The organism is Amycolatopsis sp. WAC 04197 (assembly GCF_003947475.1).
In the GTDB taxonomy this organism is placed as follows: domain Bacteria; phylum Actinomycetota; class Actinomycetes; order Mycobacteriales; family Pseudonocardiaceae; genus Amycolatopsis; species Amycolatopsis japonica.
This window is the reverse complement of record NZ_QHJK01000009.1, coordinates 200,598-223,208: the sequence shown is the minus strand read 5'-3', so window position 1 is coordinate 223,208 and position 22,611 is coordinate 200,598. Positions and strand designations below refer to the sequence as shown.

Annotated in this window: 25 protein-coding genes and 1 pseudogene; 23 read left to right on the top strand and 3 right to left on the bottom strand. The window is 70.2% G+C overall.

Annotated features, from left to right (window positions below):
- Positions 1–211: 211 nt before the first annotated feature.
- A pseudogene (locus tag DMC64_RS31035) lies at positions 212–457 on the top strand (glucose PTS transporter subunit EIIB); the annotation flags it as partial.
- Positions 454–909, top strand: coding sequence for a PTS glucose transporter subunit IIA (locus tag DMC64_RS31030; protein WP_125736399.1), 456 nt, complete (start codon positions 454–456; stop codon positions 907–909). The pseudogene DMC64_RS31035 and the gene DMC64_RS31030, both read left to right, overlap by 4 nt.
- 62 nt (positions 910–971) lie before the next feature.
- On the opposite strand, the gene DMC64_RS31025 is transcribed toward DMC64_RS31030, so the two are convergent.
- On the bottom strand, positions 972–1,412 hold the full coding sequence (locus DMC64_RS31025; RefSeq protein ID WP_125736398.1) for a ubiquinol-cytochrome c reductase iron-sulfur subunit: 441 nt from the start codon (positions 1,410–1,412) through the stop codon (positions 972–974).
- Positions 1,413–1,544: 132 nt separating this feature from the next.
- Here DMC64_RS31025 and DMC64_RS31020 point away from each other — a divergent pair, with 132 nt between their 5' ends.
- The 11 genes from DMC64_RS31020 (at position 1,545) to DMC64_RS30970 (ending at position 10,357) form a co-directional block, all read left to right on the top strand.
- Positions 1,545–1,913, top strand: coding sequence for a hypothetical protein (locus tag DMC64_RS31020; RefSeq protein ID WP_125736397.1), 369 nt, complete (start codon positions 1,545–1,547; stop codon positions 1,911–1,913).
- Entirely contained in the window at positions 1,910–2,422 is a 513-nt protein-coding gene (locus tag DMC64_RS31015; RefSeq protein WP_073846967.1) for a sigma-70 family RNA polymerase sigma factor, read from the top strand. Before DMC64_RS31020 ends, DMC64_RS31015 begins: the two co-directional genes overlap by 4 nt.
- Positions 2,419–3,048 carry an anti-sigma factor gene (locus tag DMC64_RS31010; RefSeq protein WP_125736396.1) on the top strand — a complete coding sequence of 210 codons (630 nt, stop codon included), beginning with the start codon at positions 2,419–2,421 and terminating at the stop codon, positions 3,046–3,048. The genes DMC64_RS31015 and DMC64_RS31010 overlap by 4 nt, the downstream gene beginning before the upstream one ends.
- A gap of 522 nt (positions 3,049–3,570) precedes the next feature.
- Positions 3,571–4,182 (top strand): A24 family peptidase, encoded by a 612-nt coding sequence (locus DMC64_RS31005; RefSeq protein ID WP_125736395.1) that lies wholly within the window; start codon positions 3,571–3,573, stop codon positions 4,180–4,182.
- Between the two features lie 48 nt (positions 4,183–4,230).
- Positions 4,231–5,418 (top strand): chorismate synthase, encoded by a 1,188-nt coding sequence (aroC, locus tag DMC64_RS31000; protein ID WP_037343929.1) that lies wholly within the window; start codon positions 4,231–4,233, stop codon positions 5,416–5,418.
- Positions 5,415–5,939: a shikimate kinase gene (locus DMC64_RS30995; RefSeq protein ID WP_081975945.1), complete on the top strand. Its 525-nt coding sequence runs from the start codon at positions 5,415–5,417 to the stop codon at positions 5,937–5,939. Before aroC ends, DMC64_RS30995 begins: the two co-directional genes overlap by 4 nt.
- A complete protein-coding gene (locus DMC64_RS30990; RefSeq protein ID WP_125736394.1) occupies positions 5,936–6,343 on the top strand; it encodes a hypothetical protein in 408 nt (135 codons plus the stop codon). The genes DMC64_RS30995 and DMC64_RS30990 overlap by 4 nt, the downstream gene beginning before the upstream one ends.
- Positions 6,344–6,351: 8 nt before the next feature.
- Positions 6,352–7,461, top strand: coding sequence for a 3-dehydroquinate synthase (gene aroB, locus DMC64_RS30985; protein WP_037343933.1), 1,110 nt, complete (start codon positions 6,352–6,354; stop codon positions 7,459–7,461).
- Positions 7,458–7,889: a type II 3-dehydroquinate dehydratase gene (aroQ, locus tag DMC64_RS30980; RefSeq protein ID WP_125736393.1), complete on the top strand. Its 432-nt coding sequence runs from the start codon at positions 7,458–7,460 to the stop codon at positions 7,887–7,889. Before aroB ends, aroQ begins: the two co-directional genes overlap by 4 nt.
- The gene (locus DMC64_RS30975) at positions 7,886–8,812 is read left to right on the top strand and encodes a GNAT family N-acetyltransferase (protein ID WP_125736392.1); all 927 of its coding nucleotides are present in this window, start codon (positions 7,886–7,888) and stop codon (positions 8,810–8,812) included. The genes aroQ and DMC64_RS30975 overlap by 4 nt, the downstream gene beginning before the upstream one ends.
- A gap of 60 nt (positions 8,813–8,872) precedes the next feature.
- Positions 8,873–10,357, top strand: coding sequence for a beta-xylosidase (locus tag DMC64_RS30970; protein WP_125736600.1), 1,485 nt, complete (start codon positions 8,873–8,875; stop codon positions 10,355–10,357).
- Here the strand turns inward: DMC64_RS30970 and DMC64_RS30965 are convergent.
- Positions 10,312–10,731 (bottom strand): B-4DMT family transporter, encoded by a 420-nt coding sequence (locus tag DMC64_RS30965; RefSeq protein ID WP_125736598.1) that lies wholly within the window; start codon positions 10,729–10,731, stop codon positions 10,312–10,314. The two genes, DMC64_RS30970 and DMC64_RS30965, sit on opposite strands and share 46 nt — an antisense overlap.
- Before the next feature lie 219 nt (positions 10,732–10,950).
- On the opposite strand from DMC64_RS30965, the gene DMC64_RS30960 reads away from it, so the two are divergent.
- From DMC64_RS30960 to nusB, 3 genes are read left to right on the top strand one after another with little or no spacing between them, the layout of a single operon-like run.
- A complete protein-coding gene (locus DMC64_RS30960) occupies positions 10,951–12,042 on the top strand; it encodes a Xaa-Pro peptidase family protein (protein WP_037343944.1) in 1,092 nt (363 codons plus the stop codon).
- 38 nt (positions 12,043–12,080) lie between these two features.
- Positions 12,081–12,644: an elongation factor P gene (efp, locus tag DMC64_RS30955; protein ID WP_034311660.1), complete on the top strand. Its 564-nt coding sequence runs from the start codon at positions 12,081–12,083 to the stop codon at positions 12,642–12,644.
- Positions 12,644–13,108: a transcription antitermination factor NusB gene (gene nusB / locus DMC64_RS30950; RefSeq protein WP_125736391.1), complete on the top strand. Its 465-nt coding sequence runs from the start codon at positions 12,644–12,646 to the stop codon at positions 13,106–13,108. The genes efp and nusB overlap by 1 nt, the downstream gene beginning before the upstream one ends.
- Before the next feature lie 109 nt (positions 13,109–13,217).
- Here nusB and DMC64_RS30945 read toward each other — a convergent pair whose 3' ends face one another.
- The gene (locus DMC64_RS30945) at positions 13,218–13,706 is read right to left on the bottom strand and encodes a transcriptional regulator (protein ID WP_003096372.1); all 489 of its coding nucleotides are present in this window, start codon (positions 13,704–13,706) and stop codon (positions 13,218–13,220) included.
- Positions 13,707–13,966: 260 nt separating this feature from the next.
- On the opposite strand from DMC64_RS30945, the gene pyrR reads away from it, so the two are divergent.
- From pyrR to pyrF, 7 genes are read left to right on the top strand one after another with little or no spacing between them, the layout of a single operon-like run.
- Entirely contained in the window at positions 13,967–14,563 is a 597-nt protein-coding gene (pyrR, locus tag DMC64_RS30940) for a bifunctional pyr operon transcriptional regulator/uracil phosphoribosyltransferase PyrR (RefSeq protein WP_016333099.1), read from the top strand.
- The gene (locus tag DMC64_RS30935; RefSeq protein ID WP_016333100.1) at positions 14,560–15,492 is read left to right on the top strand and encodes an aspartate carbamoyltransferase catalytic subunit; all 933 of its coding nucleotides are present in this window, start codon (positions 14,560–14,562) and stop codon (positions 15,490–15,492) included. Before pyrR ends, DMC64_RS30935 begins: the two co-directional genes overlap by 4 nt.
- Positions 15,489–16,781, top strand: a complete 1,293-nt coding sequence (locus DMC64_RS30930) for a dihydroorotase (RefSeq protein WP_125736390.1) — start codon at positions 15,489–15,491, stop codon at positions 16,779–16,781. Before DMC64_RS30935 ends, DMC64_RS30930 begins: the two co-directional genes overlap by 4 nt.
- Entirely contained in the window at positions 16,778–17,287 is a 510-nt protein-coding gene (locus DMC64_RS30925) for a hypothetical protein (RefSeq protein ID WP_037343953.1), read from the top strand. Before DMC64_RS30930 ends, DMC64_RS30925 begins: the two co-directional genes overlap by 4 nt.
- Complete coding sequence (gene carA / locus DMC64_RS30920; RefSeq protein ID WP_037343955.1) at positions 17,287–18,420, top strand: glutamine-hydrolyzing carbamoyl-phosphate synthase small subunit; 1,134 nt, start codon at positions 17,287–17,289, stop codon at positions 18,418–18,420. Before DMC64_RS30925 ends, carA begins: the two co-directional genes overlap by 1 nt.
- On the top strand, positions 18,420–21,734 hold the full coding sequence (carB, locus tag DMC64_RS30915; RefSeq protein WP_125736389.1) for a carbamoyl-phosphate synthase large subunit: 3,315 nt from the start codon (positions 18,420–18,422) through the stop codon (positions 21,732–21,734). Before carA ends, carB begins: the two co-directional genes overlap by 1 nt.
- Positions 21,731–22,570: an orotidine-5'-phosphate decarboxylase gene (gene pyrF, locus DMC64_RS30910; protein ID WP_125736388.1), complete on the top strand. Its 840-nt coding sequence runs from the start codon at positions 21,731–21,733 to the stop codon at positions 22,568–22,570. Before carB ends, pyrF begins: the two co-directional genes overlap by 4 nt.
- Positions 22,571–22,611 lie beyond the last annotated feature (41 nt).

The following is a 22,611-nucleotide window of genomic DNA, read 5'->3' as shown; positions in this document are numbered from 1 at the left end:
TTTCGGGCCGGTCTGTTCGGGGAACCCGTACTCGCATCTGGTCCGGAAGATTGGTACGTTCCGGTCTAGACCAATGATCCGATGGGGCAGAATGCTCCGTCGCACGAGCGGGTGTCAACCACCGTTACGCGTTCGTGGCCAGGGATCGGGTGCGAGTCGGCGAACGGCGTAGTACAGCTGGTTCGCATGTGGGAAACCGACAGGGAACAGGGAGACCGCGATGGCGGATGACAGGGCGGAAAAGATCCTCGCGGGCCTCGGCGGTGCCGAGAACGTCATCGAGGTCGAGGGGTGCATCACCCGGCTCCGTTGTGAGCTCGAAGACATCAGCCTGCTCGACGAGGCGGCGCTGAAAGCCGCCGGCGCGATGGGCGTCGTGCGCATGGGCGCCGGTGTCCAGGTCATCGTGGGCCCCGAGGCCGACAACATCGCCAGTGAGATCGAGGATCTGCTGTGAGTCTCGAGATCCTCAGCCCGGTGAGCGGCAAGACGACCGCTATGACCGAAGTGCCCGACCCGGTCTTCGCGCAGGCCATGGTCGGCCCCGGCATCGCGGTCCTGCCCTCGGGCGGGCGCCAGGACGCGGTCGCCCCGATGGACGGGACGGTCGTCACGCTGCACCCGCACGCGTTCGTGGTGGCCACCGAGGACGGTCGCGGCGTGCTGGTCCACCTGGGGATCGACACGGTGAAGCAGAAGGGCGAGGGGTTCACCCTCCACGTCGTCAAGGGCGAGGCCGTCCGTGCCGGGCAGCCGGTCGTCGGCTGGGACCCCGACGCGGTCAAGGCCGCGGGCTACTCGCCGATCGTGCCCGTGGTGGCGCTCGACGCGAAGGCGGAGGTCCTTTCCGGACTGCTCACCGGCGGCGACGTCGAGGCGGGCGACCCGATTTTCACCTGGGACAGCTGAAAGCTCGCGAAATGGTCCCTTTAGGACGGTGAGAACGTCCTAAAGGGACCATTTCCGTGTTTCTAGGCCGTGACGACCTGGCCGTTGGTGACCTTGACCGCGATCGAGGGCAGCGGCTGGTCCGCCGGTCCCTTTTTGACCGCGCCGGTCGCGGCGTCGAAGATCGAGTTGTGGCAGGGACATTTCAGCTCCGCGCCCTCGGGGACGACCGCGCACCCCTGATGGGTGCAGATCGCGCTGAACGCGGCCGCCGTGCCTTCGGCGGTCCTGGTGACGATGACGTCCTTGCCGTCGGCCGTCTTGGCGGCCTTCGCCTGGCCGACCTGGAGGTCGGAGAGCGCGGTCAGGGTCTCGCCCGGCGCCGCGGCGGGCGGCGCGGCGGTCGAACCGGACGGCTTGCTGTCGCTTCCGCAGGCCGTGAGGGCCACGGCCCCGGCGGCGGCACCGGCGACGGCGGCGCCGGTGGTCAGGACCTTGCGGCGGGAGTGGAGTTCGGCAGTCATGCCCATACACACGGTCCGGGCACCCATCCGGTTCAATTTCGCCGGCCATCGGGTGCCGGATTGAACCGCGAGGCCCGCTTTTCCGTGTTCAAAGGCATAGGGGAACCGAACACGCGGGAAAGAGATACGGACATGATCCGGTGGCTGTTGCGGGCGGTGGTGGCGGCGGGCCTCCTCGGCTCGGCATGGGTGCATTACGTCGTATGGCAGGACTGGGCCTCGGAAACGGACGTGGTCGGCCCGCTCTTCCTGGTGAACGTCGTGGCGGGCGTGGTCATCGCCATCGCCGTCCTGGTCTGGCACCACTGGCTTCCGGCGCTCGCGGCGGTCGGCTTCGGCCTGGCCACGCTGGGCGCGTACGTGCTCTCGCTGACCACAGGGTTCTTCGGCGTCTCGGAACGCTTCACCACCCAGGCCGAGCTCTGGGGCCTGATCACCGAAGTGGCTTGCGTGGTCTTCGCCCTCCCGCTGCTCCTCAACCGCGAAAGCACGGATCGGTGAAGGAATTCGCGGAGGACCGGCTGATGCGGGCTCTGCACGACGAGCACGCGGCGGCACTCTGGTCCTACGCGCTGCACCTCACCAGCGGCGACCGGGTCCGCGCGGAGGACGTCGTCCAGGAGACCCTGCTGCGGGCCTGGCGCAACGCCAAGGTGCTCGACCAGACCGAGGGCTCGGCGCGGGGCTGGCTGTTCACCGTGGCGAGACGGATCGCCATCGACGACTGGCGGGCCGCCGAGGCGCATCCGGAGGTGGTGACCGGTCAACCGCCCGAAACGGCGGTCACGGACGGCACGGAACGGGCGGTCCAGGGCTGGCTGGTCGCCGAAGCGCTCGGTGAGCTCTCGCCGAGGCACCGGGACGTCCTGGTCCTGTGCTATTTCCAGGGTTACTCCGTCGCCGACGCTGCGAAGCGGCTGGGTGTGGCCGAAGGGACGATCAAGTCGCGGACGCATTACGCGTTGCGGGCGCTGCGGCTGATATTGGAGGAAAGAGGGGTGACTCAATGACCGACCCCTTCGCCACCTACGACGCGGCCTACGTGCTCGGTGCGTTGTCCCCGGAAGACCGGTTCGCCTACGAGAAACACCTTCGCGTCTGTGACCGGTGCGCGGCGTCCGTGCGCGACCTGGCCGGGATCCCCGGGCTGCTCGCCCAGGCGGGCGCTCCGGCCCTGCTGGAGGACGAACCGGCGCCCTCGCGGGATCTCCTGCCGACCGTGCTCAAACGGGTCCGCCGGGGAAGGCGGATCCAACGGGCGATCACCACCACCGCGGCGGGGTTGGCCGTGGCCGCCGGCGTCGCGCTCGTCGTCGTCCTGACCGGGCCGATGGCGGCGGCGGGCGACCCGATGACCCCGCTCGGCGACTACCCGGTGACCGCCGAAGTCGCCATGTCCGCCACGGACACCGGCACGAAGGTCGACATGACGTGCAGCTACGGCGGCAACCGCACCGGGGACTACATCCTGGTCGCCGTCGGTGCCGACGGCGGCACCAGCGAACTCGCGTCCTGGCGCGCGATGCCCCAGGACACCGCGCATATCGTGGTCGGCACCGCGATGCGGACCGGGGACATCAAGGCGCTCGAGATCCGCACGCCCTCGGGTCTCCCGCTGCTGCGGATGAACCCCTGATCCCGGTGTCATGACAGGTCTTCGGGGCCGGGGGCGGGATGGATTGCCCTCGGTCGCCGAAATGTTCCGGGCGGACCTGTCGGTCCGTGAAGGAGCTTCGCAAGGGCTCGGGTTCTTCGTGGCTCAGCGTGTTGCGGTGACCGATTCGTGCGGTCGTGAGTGGTAAGTGTCGCTCTAACCCTCTTTATCACTCACGACCCCAACGCGGAACCGCGCATAGCATCTAAATCGGTCAGCGATGCGGGTGATCAGGGCGCGGTTAGTGCGTCCCGTCACCGGCCGGGCGCCGCCCCGTCTCGGGCGGGAGCTGAAGGACGCTTTCCCCGCATCCCATGCGACGAAAGCTCCTTTCACCGCATGAGACGCGGTGAAAGCTCTCTTCGGCCCACCTCCCGCATCCGTGCGTGAATGGTCCGTTCACGACTTCCGCACCCTCGCCCCACCTGCCGAAAGTGCGTGAAAGTCCCTGTCACGAAAAGAAAATCTTGCCGCCCGTGCATCGCCGGACGCACTCTTGATCTCGTGTTCACGCCGATCGCCTTCGCGGTGGCGGGCGCCGGATCGGCGCTCGCCACACGCTCCTGCCTGCGCCGGGCCGGAGCGCCGATCACGGCGTGGGCCGCGGCCTTCACCGCCGTGGCGCTCGTCGCGGTCTGCCTCAGGTACCAGTCGGGAGCGTGGCCCTCGTGGTGGCTCGCGGTCCCGGCCGTGCTGACCGTCTTCGCGGTCCCGCTAGCGCTCGCCGACCTCAAGTACCGCCGCCTGCCCGACATCCTCACCCTGCCCGCGTACCCGGCACTGGCCGTCGCGCTGGCGATCGCCGCGCACGGGGGAGGGGCCGCCATCGCGTGGCGGGCGGTGCTGGGCGCGCTGGTCTTCGGCGGGGCGCACGCGCTCGTGCACGCGGTGTCGCCGCGCTCGCTCGGCGCGGGGGACGTGAAGCTCGCCGGAAGCCTCGGCGCGGTCCTCGCCGCGACGGGCTGGCCGTCGATCGTGCTCGGCGCGGTCGCCGCCGCGTTACTGAGCGTGGCGCTCGCGGTGGGCGGGCCCCGGCATCCCACGGTGCCGCACGGGCCCGGTCTCCTGGTCGCGGCGTGGGCGCTCGCCGTCTTCGCCGGACCGGGTGCTGGATAGCCCGGCCTGTACCGGGACTTCAGAGGAGGTTGTGACAGGATCTGTCAGGTGTTGCGCTGGATAACCGCAGGGGAATCGCACGGACCCGCCCTCGCCGCCATCCTGGAAGGGATGCCCGCCGGGGTCGAGGTCACCACCGCCGAAGTGGGCGAGCAGCTCGCGCGCCGGAGGCTCGGCTTCGGCCGCAGCCCCCGGATGGGCTTCGAGACCGACCACATCGAGTTCACCGGCGGTGTCCGGCACGGGCTCACCCAGGGTGGCCCCGTCGCGGTCCAGATCGAGAACGCCGAGTGGCCCAAGTGGGAGAAGGTCATGTCGGCCGATCCCGTGCCCGCCGAGGAGCTGGAAGGCCTCGCGCGCAACGAGCCGCTGACGCGTCCCCGGCCCGGCCACGCCGACCTGCCCGGTATGCAGAAGTACGGCTTCCCCGAGGCCCGTCCGGTGCTGGAGCGCGCGAGCGCCCGCGAGACGGCGTCCCGCACGGCGCTCGGCACCGTGGCCCGCGCGTACCTCAAGCAGCTGCTCGGGGTCGAGATCCTCAGCCACGTCGTGTCCATCGGCGGCGCCTCGGCGCCCGAGGGGCCGCTGCCGGTGCCGTCGGACCTGCCCGCCATCGACGAGAGCCCGGTCCGCGCCTTCGGCCAGGAGGGGACCGACGCGATGGTCGCCGAGGTCGACGCCGTGCGGAAGGCGGGTGACACCGTCGGCGGCGTGATCGAGGTGATCGCCTACGGTCTGCCGCCGGGCCTCGGCTCGCACGTCCACTGGGACCGCAGGCTCGACGCCCGCCTCGCCGGCGCGCTCATGGGCGTCCAGGCGATGAAGGGCGTGGAGGTCGGCGACGGCTTCACCACGGCCAAGCGCTGGGGCAGCCAGGCCCACGACGAGATCGACCGCGGCACCGGACCGGTCGGGGTGACCCGCCGGTCCAACCGCGCGGGCGGGCTCGAAGGCGGCATCACCAACGGCGAGCCGCTGCGCGTGCGGGTCGCCATGAAGCCGATCTCGACCGTCCCCAAAGCACTGTCCACTGTGGATGTCACCACCGGCGAACCCGCGGTGGCCATCCACCAGCGTTCCGACGTCTGCGCGGTACCCCGCGCCGGGGTCGTGCTGGAGTCGGTGGTCGCGCTCGTGCTCGCGGACGCCGCGCTGGAGAAGTTCGGCGGCGACTCGCTGATCGAGGGCAAGCGCAACGTGGAGGCCTACCTGAAGGCGCTCGAGGAGCGCTGGTGACCCCTCGAGCGGTGATCATCGGGCCGCCGGGCTCGGGCAAGAGCACGGTCGGCCCGGCGCTCGCCGCCCGGCTCGGTCTCGCCTTCCGCGACAGCGACGACGACATCGTCGCGAGCGCGGGCAAGCCCATCACCGACATCTTCGCCGAGGAGGGCGAGCCCGCCTTCCGCGCGCTGGAGGAGGAGATGGTCGCGAAGGCGCTGGCCGAACACGAAGGCGTCCTCTCCCTGGGCGGGGGAGCGCCGATCACGCCGGGCACCCGCGAACGGCTGGCCGGGCACACCGTGATCTTCCTGAACGTCGGGATGGCCGCGGGTGTCCAGCGCGCCGGGCTCTCGACCGCGCGCCCGCTGCTGGCCGGGGTAAACCCCCGCGCCACCTACAAGGCGCTCCTCGACGCGCGCCTGCCGGTGTACCGCGAGGTGGCCACGTTCGAGATCGAGACCGACCAGCTGACCGCCGATGAGGTCGTCGAAGCCGCCCTCATCGGGCTGACCGAGATCAGCAAGGAACGAGCATGAAACGCACCATCGCCGGCGTCCTGCTCGCCGTCGTGGCCTTGGGCCTGACCGCGTGCGGCGAGGAGAAGCAGCCTCCCGGCGCGGACGTCGTCCAGACCGGCGCGGCCACCAGCCCCGCGCCGGAGGCGGATGTCGCGGCCGACGTCAAGGTCACCAAATGCGACAGCGCCAGCTACACCCCGAAGATCACCATCGAGGTCACCAACAGCACCGGTGAGGACGCGCGGTACGCCGTCACCATCGCGATCAAGGACGCCGAGGGCAAGGCCGCCGGCGAGGCGCTGTTCGCGAAGAACCGGATGACACCCGGCCAGAAGGTGACCGAAGAGATCCCGGGGGACACCCCGGTCAAGGGCAAGATCACCTGCGAGGTCGCGAGGGCCAAGCGGCTTCCGCCGAAGTGAGGGGAACGATGACCGAGCCGGTCCGCATCACCGTCAACACCGCCAAGCCCTACGACGTCGTCATCGGCCGCGGCCTGCTCGGCGAGCTCACCGAGCAGCTCACCGACGCCTCCAAGGTCGCGCTGATCCACCCGCCGACGCTGACGACCACCGCCGAGGCGATCCGCGACGAACTGGCCGAGGCCGGGATCGACGCGCACCGGGTCGAGATCCCCGACGCCGAGGACGGCAAGGCGCTCACCGTCGCCAGCTTCTGCTGGGAGGTCCTCGGCCGCATCGGTCTCGACCGCCAGGGCGTGGTCGTCGGGCTCGGCGGCGGCGCCGTGACCGACCTGGCCGGATTCGTCGCCGCCACCTGGATGCGCGGCGTCCGGCTGGTCAACGTGCCCACCACGCTGCTGGGCATGGTCGACGCCGCACTCGGCGGGAAGACCGGTATCAACACCGAGGCGGGCAAGAACCTGGTCGGCGTCTTCCACGAGCCGAGCGCGGTCCTCGTCGACCTCGCGACGCTGGAAACGTTGCCCCCCAACGAACTCGTCGCCGGAATGGCCGAGGTGGTCAAGGCCGGGTTCATCGCCGACCCGCGGATCGTCGAACTCGTCGAGCAGGATCCCGCCGCCGCGCTGGACACCACCGGCGAGGTGCTCGGCGAGCTGGTCCGCCGTTCGATCCAGGTCAAGGCCGACGTCGTCGCCGCGGATCTGCGCGAATCGGATCTGCGCGAGATCCTGAACTACGGTCACACGCTCGCCCACGCCATCGAACGCCGTGAGCGGTACCGGTGGCGTCACGGCGCGGCGGTCAGTGTCGGGCTGGTGTTCGCCGCCGAGCTCGCACGGCTGGCCGGCCGTCTCGACGACGCCACCGCCGAGCGGCACGCCAAGGTGCTCAAGCTGCTGGGCCTTCCGACCACCTACGACCCCGACGCGCTCCCGCAGCTGCTGGAGACGATGAAGGGCGACAAGAAGACCCGCTCGGGTGTACTGCGTTTCGTCGTCCTCGACGGGCTCGCGAAGCCCGGCAGGCTGGAAGGCCCGGATCCGTCGCTGCTCGCCGCGGCGTACTCGGTGGTGGCCGGCGACGCGCCCAAGCCCGGCGGGAGCGTGCTGCTGTGAAGGTGCTCGTCCTCAACGGCCCCAACCTCGGCAGGCTCGGGCTGCGCGAACCCGGCGTCTACGGTTCGGCGACGCACGCGGATCTGGCCGCCACCTGCGTCGAAACCGGCAAGGAGCTGGGGATCGACGTCGAGGTCCGGCAGACCGACCACGAGGGCGAGATGGTCGGCTGGCTGCACGAAGCCGCCGACGCGGGCTGGCCGGTGGTGCTCAACGCCGCCGCGTGGACGCACTACTCGATCGCCGTCCGCGACGCCGCCGCCCAGCTCAAGGCGCCGCTGATCGAGCTGCACATCTCCAACGTGCACAAACGTGAGCAGTTCCGGCACCACAGCGTGCTGTCGGATATCGCCACCGCCGTGATCGCCGGGCTCGGGGTCGATGGATACCCCCTGGCCCTGCGCTGGATGGCCGCGAACGCGGCGTGAACAACCCTCCCGAGCTCAAGACCACGAGGCTGCGGCTGCGCGCGCTGACCGAAGCCGACACCGGCGCGATCGTCGGGCTTTTCGCCGACCCGGCGATGAGCGCGCATTTCGCGGTGCCGCTCACCGAGCCGGATCGCGTTCGCGAAATGGTCGGCCGCAGGCTGTCCTACGACGGCCCGGCGGGCATGGGGCACTGGGTGATCGAACGCGACGGCGAAGTGATCGGACTCGCGCACCTGCGGCCGTCGCAAGAGCTTCCCGGCGACGTCCCGGAGCTGGGGTACTACCTGGCGCGGGCGCACGGCGGGCAAGGTCTGGCGACCGAGGCCGCCAAGGCGCTGCTGGAGCACGGACTCGTCGGACTCGGCCTGTCGTCGGTGTGGGCGCTGGTCGGCGAGTCCAATGTGGCCAGTCAGAATCTGGTGCGGCGCTTGGGTTTCCTCGATGTCGGCGGCGGTGACCACTACGGCAGCGGGCCGCATCGCGTCTTCGTCGCGCTGCCTTCGGACCACGGCCGCGCGCACCACATCGAGCTGTGGGTGCCCGATCTCGGCCGCGCGGAGGAGAGCTGGGGCTGGCTGCTGGGCGAACTCGGCTGGCGGGAGTTCCAGCGCTGGCCCGCCGGGGTCAGCTGGAAGCACGGCGCGACCTACCTCGTCGTCGAGCGTTCTCCGGCGCTCAGCGGGGAAGAACACGACCGCACCGCGCCGGGCCTGAACCATCTCGCCCTGCACGTCGAGTCACGCGATCGGGTGGACGAACTGGCTTCGAAAGCCGTCGAACACGGCTGGTCGCCGATGTTCGCGGACCGCTATCCGAATGCGGGCGGTGACCATCACTACGCCGCCTACCTCGAAAACGCCGACGGCTTCGAAGTGGAATTGGTCGCCCTCCCGGGTACTGACGTCACTCGGCCGGGTTAAGCCTCGCTACACTCGGCCATCATGCGCCTTTTTCGAGGGGGTCGGCGACCTGCCCGTGCCGTGGTGGCCGTCTTCGCGGCGGGCGCGGTCCTCGTGGCGTGCAGCGACGGAAACGTGCAGTCCCAGGCCGACGGCAAGGGCGGCGGAATCGGCGGAGCCCAGCAGGCGCCCCAGGAGAAGCCGCGGCCGATGGACGTCGAGCTCGCGACGAGCGATCCCCGGGCCAGTGGTGGCGTGGTCGCCGCGGGAGATCAGGACGCGGTCTACAACTACAGCCCGACCGTGATGCGGGACGGCGGCAAACTCAAGATGTGGTGGTGCAGCCAGTACGGCAGCGCCCAGCCGCCCGGTGACGACGTCCTCTACGCGCAGTCGCCCTCGCTCGACGGGCCCTTCACCGGCCCGTCCGGCGGCGGCCCGGCGGCGGTGTTCTCCGGCGCGCCCGGCGGTTTCGACGGGATGCACACCTGCGACCCGTCGGTGATCAAGGTCGGCTCGACCTACTACATGTATTACACCGGCGCGGCGGGCGACCACGCCCTCGGCAACTCGATCGGCCTCGCGACCAGCCCCGACGGGCTCACCTGGACCCGCGCCGCGGGCGGGCAGCCGATCATCGGACCGGCGCACGACGTCCACCGTGCCAACGTCTACGGCGCGGGCCAGCCCTCGGCGGTGTACCTCGACGGCTGGTTCTACGTGCTCTTCACCGACACCACGGCCAAGGCCGCCGGATGGAACGGCGCCGGGCAGTTCCTGCTCCGCGCCAAGGACGCGGCGTTCACCCGGGGCGTGGAGACGCTGGGGGAGCAGGGCTTCGTCGCCAAGCCCACGACGATCTCGCCGCGCACCCGCTCGCTGGTCGACGGATTCAGCACCGACCTCATGTGGGTCGGTGCGCTCGACGCCTTCGTGATCGCGCACGAGACCGACGCCGGCACCACGCTCACCTTCTGGACCAGGGACTTCACCGCGCAGCCGTACCGGCCGGCGCTCATCCCCGGCGCCTGGAAGGAGGGCCCCGGCCTGGTCCGGCGGCCCGACGGGCACGCGCCGCTCACGTCGGGCGACGTCTGCGACCGGGTGCCCTTCGACGTCGTCCGCGCCACGATCGTCGGCGGCGCGGGGGCGCCGACCGACCTCAAGCATTTCGGGCTGGACGTCCGCGGTTCGCGGGCGTGCGACGGCGACGCCCGGATCCGGACCTCGTTCGAAGGCGTCGCGATGCCGTCGCCGCAGCGGACCATCGACCTGGTCGCCGACGGCAAGCTGGTGCGGGTCGACCGGCGCTCGGTGGCGGCGGCGCTCGCGGGCGAGGTGCTGGACCAGCGGCTCAAGGTCGTCGACAAGTTCCCGCAGGCCGCACGGTTGAGCGCCGGGGCGAAGACGGTGCACGCGCCCGGTCGCGGGTTCGGCGTGGTGCTCGACGGCAAGCTGTACGCGGTGCCGGACGCGGGGACGGCGGCGCTGAACGACTCGACCGTCGAGGAGATCGGCGATCAGGCCTGGGACGGCTTCCCGGCCGGTTTCTCGCTCGCCGGCTGATCCTCGTCGTCGCCGTTCTTGGTGATGCGGCCGCCGACGAACAGGCCGATCCCGGCCGGGATGAGCACCAGCAGGGCCGAGAAGGCGGCGCCGCCGGTGAGCGCGCCGCCGAGCTCCGACGCGCCGGTCTGGTCGACGAACACCGCGCGGCCGATCACGTACAGCACGCCCGAGACCGGGCCGGCGATGAGCGCCGCGATGAACCAGTTCTTGCCGCGTTCGGGTTTGCCCTGCCAGGCGTCCACGGCGCCCCAGCCCGCCGCCGCGCCGACCAGGACGGCGAGGGCGAGGGAGGTGACGAGGGTCTTGTCGGTGGGGTTGAAGACCTCGTACTTGGCCAGCACGGTGACGGCCGCGCCGTGCAGCAGCGCCATCACGAGTCCACGAGTCAGCCACGGTGCCATTTGGGGAGTTTAACTCGCCAGTAGTGACCCACGCGCCCACGTGCCGGTGGTGGTCGGTCGCCCGGTCCGTGAAGGCCTCCTTGCCTACCCTGAAGGTAGTGAAGGAGGCCTTCACGGACCACCGCACAGTGAACGCAAGCAGTAGGCGAAACGCGTGCCACCGGCGGATCACCCCCTAAACTCCATGACGTGCGTGAATACTTCTCTCGCCGCCGCGCGGCGCTGCGTTCCCTGCTGGCCGACTCCGGAGTGGACGCGCTGCTGGTCACGGACCTGCTCAACATCAGGTACCTGACCGGCTTCACCGGGTCCAACGCCGCTCTCCTCGTCCACGGGAGCGGCGACGACAAGACGATCTTCTGCACCGACGGCCGCTACCAGGTCCAGTCGGCGACGGAGGTGCCCGATCTCGAGCGGGTGCTGGACCGCGCGAGCGCGGCGAAGCTGGCCGATCTGGCGGCCGAGAAGAAGCTCGGCAAGACCGGTTTCGAGAGCCAGCACGTGAGCGTCGAGCAGCACGAGGACCTCAAGGTCCGCTTCGACCGCGTCGAGCTGGTCCGGACGCCCGGGCTCGTCGAGCAGCTGCGGCTGGTCAAGGACGAGCAGGAGATCGAGGCGCTGCGCCAGGCGTGCGCGGCGGCCGACCGGGCGCTGGAGGATCTGGTGTCCGCCGGCGGGCTCCGCCCGGGCCGCACCGAGCTCGACGTCGCCCGCGACCTCGAGAATCGCATGCTCGGCCACGGGTCGACCGGGCCTTCGTTCGACACCATCGTCGCGGCCGGCGCGAACTCCGCGATCCCGCACCACCGGCCCACCTCGGCCGTTCTCGCGACCGGCGACTTCGTCAAGATCGACTTCGGGGCCACGGTCGACGGCTACCACTCCGACATGACGCGCACGTTCGTCCTCGGCAAGCCGGCGGCGTGGCAGGAGGAGATCTACGAGCTGGTCCAGCGCGCGCAGGCGGCGGGCTGCGACGCCGTACTGCCCGGCGCCGAAGTGTCCGAAGTGGACAAAGCGGCCCGTGGCGTGATCGTCGACGCGGGGCGCGGCGAGGAGTTCGGCCACGGCCTCGGTCACGGCGTCGGACTGCAGGTGCACGAGGCGCCCAGCCTGGCCACCACGGGCGTCGGTACACTGTCCGCCGGTATGGCCGTCACCGTCGAGCCTGGTGTGTATCTGCCCGGACGCGGAGGCGTGCGCATCGAGGACACGCTGGTCGTGCGGGAAGGTACGCCCGAACTCCTCACGCTGAGCACCAAGGAACTCGTGGTCGTCTGACGACGGCCCGGAAGATCGACACAGGAGACTGCACACTCGTGGCCACCACCAACGACCTGAAGAACGGGCTCGTCCTCAACCTCGACGGCCAGCTCTGGACCGTCACCGCGTTCCAGCACGTCAAGCCGGGCAAGGGCGGCGCGTTCGTCCGCACCACGCTCAAGCACGTGCTCACCGGCAAGGTCGTCGACAAGACCTTCAACGCGGGGACGAAGGTCGACACGGCCACCGTCGACCGCCGCAACATGACCTACCTGTACAAGGAGGGTCAGGACTTCGTGTTCATGGACGCGGAGACCTACGACCAGATCACCGTGCTGAACGAGACCGTCGGCGACAACGCGAACTACCTCCTCGAGAACACCGAGGTCCAGGTCGCGGTGCACGAGGGTGTCCCGCTGTACATCGAGCTGCCGACCTCGGTCGAGCTCGTCGTCCAGCACACCGACCCCGGCCTGCAGGGTGACCGCTCCACCGGTGGCACCAAGCCCGCCACCCTGGAGACCGGCGCCGAGATCCAGGTGCCGCTGTTCCTCACCACCGGCGAGAAGATCAAGGTCGACACCCGTGACGGCCGCTACCTGGGCCGCGTTTCCAGCTGATGGCCGACTCAGCCAAAGCGGGCAAGTCGCCGAACCGCGGCGGGCCGATCAGCCGTCGTCAGGCCCGCAAGCGCGCGGTCGAGATGATGTACGAGGCCGCCCAGCGGGGCGCCGACGCGGTGACGCTGCTGGCGGACCGGGTCGGTTCGGTCGAGGTCGACCCGATCGCGGACTACACGATCTCGCTGGTCGAGGGCGTCACCGGCCGCAAGACCCAGATCGACGAGCTGCTCGCGGAGCACGCCCAGGGCTGGACGCTGGACCGGATGCCGCCGGTGGACCTGGCGGTGCTGCGGGTCGGCGTCTACGAGCTGCTGTGGTCCGAGGACGTGCCGGACCCGGTCGCCATCGACGAGGCCGTCGGGCTGGCGAAGGAGCTGTCGACCGACGATTCGCCGCGTTTCGTCAACGGCGTGCTCGGCCGGATCGGCACGATCGCCGACAGGCTCCGCGCGGTCCTCTAGAAGACGTACGACAACGGGCCGTGTCCTCTGCCGAGGGCACGGCCCGTTCTCGTGCTCGGTGGTGCCGGTTGGCGTTTCCGGTCCCCCCGGACCGAAAACGTCGCCATCTCTAGTCCTCTTTGGACGGTCGAGCCTCGGGCGGCAGCACACCCCAGTCGATCAGCTGCTCGGTGAGCTCACCGGGGGTCATGTCGTAGATGATCGCCAGCGAACGCAGGTCCTCGGTGCGGATGGAGAGCACCTTGCCGTTGTAGTCGCCGCGCTGGCTCTGGATGGTGGCGGCGTAGCGGGCGAGCGGCCCGACCTTCTCCGCCGGGAGCTGTTGGAGCCGCTCCAGGTTGATGACGATCTTCGTGGCGGGCTCGGCGCCCGACGGCACCCGGCCCTCCGGCAGCAGCTCGACCACCGGGACGCCGTAGAAATCGGCGAGCTCGGCGAGCTTCTGCACGGTGACGGCGCGGTCGCCGCGCTCGTACGAACCGACGACGACGGCCTTCCAGCGGCCTCCGGACTTCTGCTCGACCCCGTGCAGGGACAGGCCCTGCTGCTGGCGGATCCCGCGGAGCTTGGCCCCGAGCGCCTTGGCGTAATCGCCCATCTGGTGGTTCTCCGTTTCCTCACCCCCAACCGGTCGGGGTGACCGATCCAGGGGACTCCTAGAGTCGAATACTCAGAGTAATGGTTACGCATAGTTGTCACCAGGTCAAGCGGGTGCTTTCGAGAGGTCTTCGTCACCTGGGCCGCGCCACTCGTAAGAATGAGCCATCGCTCCTGCTAGTGTCGGGGGGATTTCCTCGCTACGCAGGAAGTCGACGTCCTTTAAGGACCCGTCCAGAGAGGCGGGGAAGGAGGTCCGCCTTGTCGTCACGCCCGCGTGGCGCGGCGGAACCGGCGGGAGAGCGCGAGCTGCTCTCGTCCGGCGATGTCGCGCGCACGATCGCCCGAATGGCCCACCAGGTCATCGAGAAGACCGCTCTCGGTGCCGGTGGCTCGACTCCGCCCGTGTTGCTGGGCATCCCCACCAGGGGAACGCCGCTCGCCCTGCGGCTCGCGGACAAGATCGCCGAGTTCTCCGGCATCCGTCCGCCGACCGGCGCGCTGGACATCACGCTCTACCGTGATGATCTCCGCCGCCGCCCGCCCCGCGCGCTCGAACATTCGCAGCTGCCGCCGACCGGTATCGACGACGCGGTGGTGATCCTGGTCGACGACGTGCTGTTCTCCGGCCGCACCATCCGCGCCGCCCTCGACGCCCTGCGCGACCACGGCCGCCCGCGCGCGGTCCAGCTGGCCGTGCTGGTCGACCGCGGCCACCGCGAACTGCCGATCCGCGCCGACTACGTGGGCAAGAACGTGCCCACCTCGCGCGCCGAGGGGATCGAGGTTCTGCTGTCCGAAGTGGACGGACGGGACACGGTCCTGCTTCGCGCGCAACCAGAAGGAGATCGATCGTGAAGCACCTGCTCGCCACCGACGGGCTCGACCCGGCGCTCGCGACAGCCGTGCTGGACACCGCCGAAGAGCTCAAGCACACCTTGCTGGGCCGCGAGGTCCGCAAACTGCCGACGTTGCGCGGCCGCACCGTCATCACGCTGTTCTACGAGAACTCCACCCGCACGCGCGTCTCGTTCGAGATCGCGGGGAAGTGGATGAGCGCCGACGTGATCAACGTCTCCGCGTCCAGTTCCTCGGTCAACAAGGGCGAATCGCTGCGGGACACCGCGCTGACGCTGGCCGCGGCCGGCGCCGACTGCGTGATCATCCGGCACCCCGCCTCCGGTGCGGCGCAACGGCTTTCGGGCTGGCTCGCCGAAGCGGGCACGGCGGTCGTCAACGCCGGGGACGGCACCCACGAACACCCGACGCAGGCGCTGCTCGACGCGGCCACGTTGCGCGAGCGCCTCGGTTCGTTCGAGGGCCGCCGCATCGGGATCGTCGGCGACGTGCTGCACAGCCGGGTCGCGCGGTCGAACATCCACCTGCTGTCGGCGCTGGGCGCGGAGGTGGTGCTCGTCGCGCCGCCGACGCTGCTGCCCGCCGGCGTGGAGAGCCTGCCGGTCACGGTGTCGCACGAACTCGACGCCGAACTGCCCGCACTCGACGCGGTCATGATGCTGCGGGTCCAGGCCGAACGCATGCACGGGGGCTTCTTCCCTTCGGCACGCGAGTACTCGATCGCCTACGGCCTCAACGAACGGCGGATGAAGCTCCTGCCCGAGCACGCCGTCGTCCTGCACCCCGGCCCGATGCTGCGCGGGATGGAGATCGCCTCGGCGGTCGCCGACTCCCCGGCCTCGGCCATCACCGAACAGGTCCGCAACGGCGTCCACGTGCGCATGGCGGTCCTCTACCACCTGCTCGCCAGCGAAGGAGCCGCCGCGTGACCACCGTCCTGATCAAGGGCGCCCGACCCTACGGCGAGGGCGACCCGGTCGACGTGCTCGTCGAGGACGGGGTCATCACCGACATCGGTTCGATCGACACCCCGGACGACGCCGAAGTGATCGAAGCGGGCGGCCAGGTGCTGCTCCCCGGTTTCGTCGACTTGCACACCCATCTGCGCGAACCCGGCCGCGAGGACACCGAGACCATCGCCACCGGTTCGGCCGCGGCCGCGCTCGGCGGCTACACCGCGGTGTTCGCCATGGCCAACACCGATCCGGTGGCCGACAACGCGGTGATCGTCGACCACGTGTGGCGCCGCGGCCAGGAGGCCGGGCTGGTCGACGTGCACCCGGTCGGCGCGGTCACCGTGGGTCTCAAGGGCGAGAAACTCGCCGAACTCGGCACCATGGCGAAGTCCGAAGCGCGGGTGAAGGTCTTCTCCGACGACGGCCTCTGCGTCGCGGACCCGCTGCTCATGCGCCGCGCGCTGGAGTACTCGACGGCGCTGGGCGTGGTCATCGCGCAGCACGCCGAGGAGCCGCGGCTGACCGTCGGCGCGCAGGCGCACGAAGGCGAGCAGGCCGCGCGCCTGGGCTACACCGGCTGGCCGGCCTCGGCGGAGGAGTCGATCGTCGCCCGCGACTGCCTGCTCGCCGAGCACGCGAACGCGCGGCTGCACGTCTGCCACGTTTCGACCTCGGGCACCGCGGACATCCTGAAGTGGGCCAAGGACCGCGGCACCAAGGTCTCGGCCGAGGTCACCCCGCACCACCTGCTGCTGACCGACGAGCGGCTCGCGACCTACGACCCGGTCAACAAGGTCAACCCGCCGCTGCGCACGGAATCCGACGCCGAGAAGCTGCGCGCCGCGCTGGCCGAGGGCGTCATCGACTGCGTCGCCACCGACCACGCGCCGCACGCGGTCCAGGACAAGGACTGCGAGTGGAGTTCGGCCCGCCCCGGCATGCTCGGGCTGCAGACCGCGCTGTCGATCGTGGTCGAGACCATGGTCCGCACCGGCCTGCTGGACTGGCGGGGCGTCGCCAGGGTGATGAGCGAGCGGCCCGCCGAGATCGGGAACCTGACCGACCACGGCCGCCCGATCGAGGTCGGCGAACCCGCCAACCTGACGCTGGTGGACCCGGACACCGAGTGGACCGTGCGAGGCGCCGAGTTCGCGAGTATCGCGGCCAACACCCCGTACGAAGGAATGCGGCTCCCCGGCGTGGTGACGGCGACGTTGCTGCGCGGGCGGATCACCGCGCGGGAAGGGAAGATCGCCTCATGAGCGACCGGATTCTGCTGACCCTGGCGGTTTTCGCCTTCTTCCTCTTCTGTGTGTTCCTGATGTGGCGCGGCTGGCGGCGGAAGTCCCGGGCGCAGAGCGTCCAGGTCCCGCCGTTCGCCGAGATCCCCGCCGAACCCGGCGAGGCGTCGCTCGAATCGACCGGTCTCTACGTCAGCACGACCACCGCCGGGCACTGGCAGGACCGCGTCGTCACGCGCGGCGCGGGCTTGCGCACCGGCGCGGTGTGGCGCCTGCACGAAGACGGCATCGCCATCGAACGCGGCGGCGCCCCGGACTTCTGGATCCCGCGCGCCTCGGTCACCGGCGTCCGCAAGGACAAGGGGATGGCCGGAAAGGTGATGGGCATCGACGCGCTGCTAGTCATCACCTGGCTGGCAGGCGACGTCGAGCTGGACACCGGATTCCGCGGCGACGACGTCGACGACTATCCACAGTGGATCGAAGCTTTGCAAGACACCCGCAACGACATCAAGGGAGGTGCCTGATGAGCACCGCGAACGGCACCCGCACACCCGCCGCGCTCGTCTTGGAAGACGGCAGGGTGTTCCGAGGATCCGCGTACGGCGCCCGCGGCCGCAGCCTGGGTGAGGCGGTGTTCTGCACCGGGATGACCGGCTACCAGGAGACGCTGACCGACCCCTCGTACCACCGGCAGATCGTGGTCCAGACCGCGCCGCAGATCGGCAACACCGGCTGGAACGACGAGGACGACGAGTCCTCGCGCATCTGGGTTTCGGGCTACGTCGTCCGCGACCCCGCGCGCACCCCGTCCAACTGGCGCTCCAAGCGCACGCTGGACGAGGAACTGGAGCGCCAGGGCGTCGTCGGGATCTCCGAAGTGGACACCCGCACGCTGACCCGGCACCTGCGCGAGCAGGGCGCCATGCGGTCCGGCGTCTTCTCGGGCGACGCGCTGGGCTCCGACGAGGAGATGCTCGCGCAGGTGCAGGCGAGCCCGCAGATGAAGGGCGCCGACCTCGCCGGCGAGGTCAGCACCAAGCAGGCGTACGTCGTCGAAGCGCAGGGCGAGCGGAAGTTCCGCGTCGCCGCGCTGGACCTGGGCATCAAGTCCAACACCCCGCGCCTGATGGCCGCGCGCGGCATCGAGGTGCACGTGCTGCCCTCGTCGTCCACTGTGGACGATCTGCTCGCGGTCGAGGCGGACGGCGTGTTCCTGTCCAACGGTCCCGGCGACCCGGCGACCACCGCGCACGCCACCGAGCTGACGAAATCGGTGCTGCAGCGGGAGATCCCGCTGTTCGGCATCTGCTTCGGCAACCAGATCCTCGGCCGCGCGCTGGGGCTGGGCACGTACAAGATGCGCTACGGCCACCGCGGGATCAACATCCCGGTGATCGACGTGGCCACCAAACGGGTCGCGATCACCGCGCAGAACCACGGTTTCGCCCTCGAAGGCGAACCGGGCCAGCGGTTCGAGACGCCGTTCGGCGCCGCGCAGATCTCGCACTACTGCCCGAACGACGACACCGTCGAAGGTGTCCGCGCGTTCGACGTCCCCGCGTTCTCGGTGCAGTACCACCCCGAGGCCGCCGCCGGCCCGCACGACGCGGCCCCCCTGTTCGATGAGTTCGTGAGCTTGATGGAGAAGGCCAAGTAATGCCGAAGAGGACAGACATCCAGCACGTGCTGGTGATCGGCTCCGGGCCGATCGTGATCGGCCAGGCGGCGGAGTTCGACTACTCCGGCACCCAGGCCTGCCGCGTACTCCGCGAAGAGGGATTGCGCGTCTCGCTGGTGAACTCGAACCCGGCGACCATCATGACCGACCCCGAGTTCGCCGACGCCACCTACATCGAGCCGGTCACCCCGGAATTCGTCGAGAAGGTCATCGCCGAGGAGCGCCCCGACGCGATCCTCGCGACCCTCGGCGGGCAGACGGCGCTGAACTGCGCCGTCGCCCTGCACGAGCGCGGTGTGCTGGAGAAGTACGGCGTCGAGCTGATCGGTGCCGACGTCGAGGCCATCCAGCGCGGCGAGGACCGGCAGAAGTTCAAGGACATCGTCCGCACGATCGGCGGCGAGGTGCCGCGTTCGCGGGTCTGTCACGACATGGACGAGGTCCGCGCGACCGTCGCCGAGGTCGGCCTCCCGGTGGTCATCCGGCCGTCGTTCACCATGGGCGGGCTCGGCTCGGGTATGGCGCACACCGACGAGGAGCTGGAGCGCCTCGCCTCCACCGGCCTCACCGAGTCGCCGGTCACCGAGGTGCTCATCGAGGAGAGCGTCCTCGGCTGGAAGGAGTTCGAACTCGAGCTCATGCGCGACCGGCACGACAACGTGGTGGTCGTCTGCTCGATCGAGAACATCGACGCGATGGGCGTGCACACCGGCGACTCGGTCACCGTCGCGCCCGCGATGACCCTGACCGACCGCGAGTACCAGCACATGCGCGACGTCGGTATCGCGGTGCTGCGCGAGGTCGGTGTCGACACCGGCGGCTGCAACATCCAGTTCGCGATCAACCCCGAGGACGGCCGCATGGTCGTCATCGAGATGAACCCGCGTGTGTCCCGTTCCAGCGCGCTGGCGTCGAAGGCCACCGGGTTCCCGATCGCCAAGATCGCCGCGAAGCTCGCCATCGGCTACACGCTCGACGAGATCCGCAACGACATCACCGGTGAGACCCCGGCGGCCTTCGAGCCGACGCTGGACTACGTCGTGGTGAAGGTGCCGCGGTTCGCCTTCGAGAAGTTCCCGGGCGCCGACCCGACGCTGACCACGACGATGAAGAGCGTCGGCGAGGCGATGTCGTTCGGCCGCAGCTTCCCCGAAGCGCTCGGCAAGGCACTGCGGTCCATCGACACTAAGGCCACCGGCTTCTGGACCCGCCCCGACCCCGAGGGCGCGACGCTGGAATCCGTGCTGGAGGCACTGCGCACCCCGCACGACGGGCGGCTCTACGAGGTCGAGCGCGCGCTGCGGTTCGGCGCCACCGTCCAGCAGGTGCACGAGGCATCGGGTATCGACCCCTGGTTCATCGACCAGATCGCCCTCATCGGCGAGGTCGGCGCCGAGGTCCGCGACGCCCAGGTGCTCGACGAGCCGCTGCTGCGGCGCGCCAAGCGGATCGGCCTCTCCGACCGCCAGATCGCCTCGCTGCGGCCGGAACTGGCCGGGGAGGACGGCGTCCGCGCGCTGCGCCGCCGTCTCGGGGTGCGGCCGGTGTACAAGACCGTCGACACCTGCGCGGCCGAGTTCGCGGCCAAGACGCCGTACCACTACTCGGCCTACGAGACCGACCCCGCGGCGCAGTCGGAGATCACCGCGCAGACCGAGAAGCCGAAGGTGCTGATCCTCGGCTCCGGGCCGAACCGCATCGGGCAGGGCATCGAGTTCGACTACTCGTGCGTGCACGCCGCGATCGCCTTGCGCGAGGCCGGTTTCGAGGCCGTCATGGTCAACTGCAACCCCGAGACCGTCTCCACCGACTACGACACCTCGGACCGGCTCTACTTCGAGCCGCTGTCGTTCGAGGACGTCCTCGAGGTCGTCAACGCCGAGCAGGAGTCGGGCACCGTCGCCGGGGTCATCGTGCAGCTGGGCGGCCAGACCCCGCTCTCGCTCGCGAAGCGTCTCGCCGACGCCGGTGTGCCGGTGATCGGCACCTCCCCGGACGCGATCCACCTCGCCGAGGACCGCGGCGCGTTCGGCGAGGTCCTCACCGACGCCGGGCTGCCCGCGCCGAAGTACGGCACGGCGACCTCGTTCGAGGGTGCGAAGCGGATCGCCGACCAGATCGGCTACCCGGTCCTCGTGCGGCCGTCCTACGTGCTCGGCGGACGCGGCATGGAGATCGTCTACGACGAGGAGTCCCTCGCCGGCTACATCCACCGCGCCACCGAGGTCACCCCCGAGCACCCGGTGCTGGTGGACCGGTTCCTCGACGACGCCATCGAGATCGACGTCGACGCGCTGTTCGACGGCGACGAGCTCTTCCTCGGCGGCGTCATGGAGCACATCGAGGAGGCCGGGATCCACTCCGGCGACTCCTCGTGCGCGCTGCCGCCGATCACGCTGGGCCGGACCGACATCGAGACGGTGCGCCGCTCGACCGAGGCCATCGCGCGCGGCGTCGGCGTCCGCGGGCTCCTGAACGTCCAGTACGCGCTCAAGGACGACGTCCTGTACGTCCTGGAGGCCAACCCGCGCGCGTCGCGGACGGTGCCGTTCGTGTCGAAGGCGACCGCGGTGCCGCTGGCGAAGGCCGCGGCGCTGATCATGACCGGCTCGTCGATCAAGGATCTGCGCGAGTCCGGCGTCCTCCCGGCCGAGGGTGACGGCGGCCACATGCCCGCCGATTCGCCGGTCGCGGTCAAGGAGGCGGTCCTGCCGTTCCACCGCTTCCGCACCCCGGAGGGCCACGGCGTCGACTCGCTGCTCGGCCCGGAGATGAAGTCCACCGGCGAGGTCATGGGCGTGGACGTCTCCTTCGGCAAGGCGTTCGCCAAATCGCAGGCCGGTGCCTACGGTTCGCTGCCGACTTCCGGCAAGGTGTTCGTCTCCGTCGCCAACCGCGACAAGCGTTCGCTGGTCTTCCCGGTGAAGCGCCTGGCGGATCTCGGGTTCGAGATCCTGGCCACCTCGGGTACCGCGGAAGTGTTGCGGCGCAACGGGATCGGCTGCACCGTCGTGCGCAAGCACTACGAAGGTTCGGCCGAGGGGGAGCAGAACGTCGTCGACGTCATCCTCAGCGGTGAGGTGCAGATGGTGATCAACACGCCTTACGGCAACAGCGGTCCGCGGATCGACGGCTACGAGATCCGCACCGCCGCGGTGTCGCGCGACATCCCCTGCATCACCACGGTGCAGGGCGCGGCGGCGGCCGTGCACGGGATAGAGGCCGTCATCAAGGGCGACATCGGCGTGCGGTCCCTGCAGAGCCTGCAGGCGGCGCTGAAGGCCAAGGCATGAGCGAGCGGTTCGGGGCGAGGCTGGCGCGGGCGGTCGCGGAAAAGGGACCGCTCTGCGCCGGTATCGACCCCCATCCCGGGTTGCTCGAAGCGTGGGGTCTGACGGCGGACGCGGGCGGACTGGAGAAGTTCGCCCTCACGGCCGCTGAGACGCTCGCGCCCGAGGTCGCGGTGATCAAGCCCCAGTCGGCCTTTTTCGAGGCCTACGGGCCTGCTGGGGTCGCCGTTCTGGCCAAGACGATGAAGGTGTGCCGGGAAGCGGGCGCGCTCGTCCTGCTGGACGTCAAACGAGGCGACATCGGCTCGACGATGGCGGCGTACACGGCGGCGTTCCTGCCCGGCGGCGCGGAACTCGAGGCCGACGCCATCACGGTGTCGCCGTACCTCGGTTTCGGTTCGCTGGCGCCCGCGCTGGAGGTCGCGCAGGCGCAGGGCAAGGGTCTGTTCGTCCTCGCGCGCACCTCCAACCCGGAGGCGCAGGGATTGCAGAACGCCTTGCTGCCCAACGGAAAGACCGTCGCGCAGGACATCGTCGACACGGCGGCCGGGTACAACGCGGGCGTCGGCCCCCTGGGTGACATCGGTGTCGTCGTCGGCGCCACCATCGCGCCGGGACAGCTCGATCTGAGCGGGCTGAACGGTCCTGTCCTGGCACCCGGTTTCGGGGCCCAGGGGGCCACTCCGGCCGATCTGCGGGCCGTTTTCGGGGCCGGGCTGCCGGGTGTGCTGCCCGCGTCGTCCCGTGACGTCCTCAAGCACGGGCCGGACCCCGAAGCTCTGCGTGCGGCCGTTCGGCGGACCCGGGATTCCCTCGGTCCCCTGGAAAAAGGCCAATAGCAGGCCCGGGAATCCGTCATGACCAGCCACCCCCGCATTGT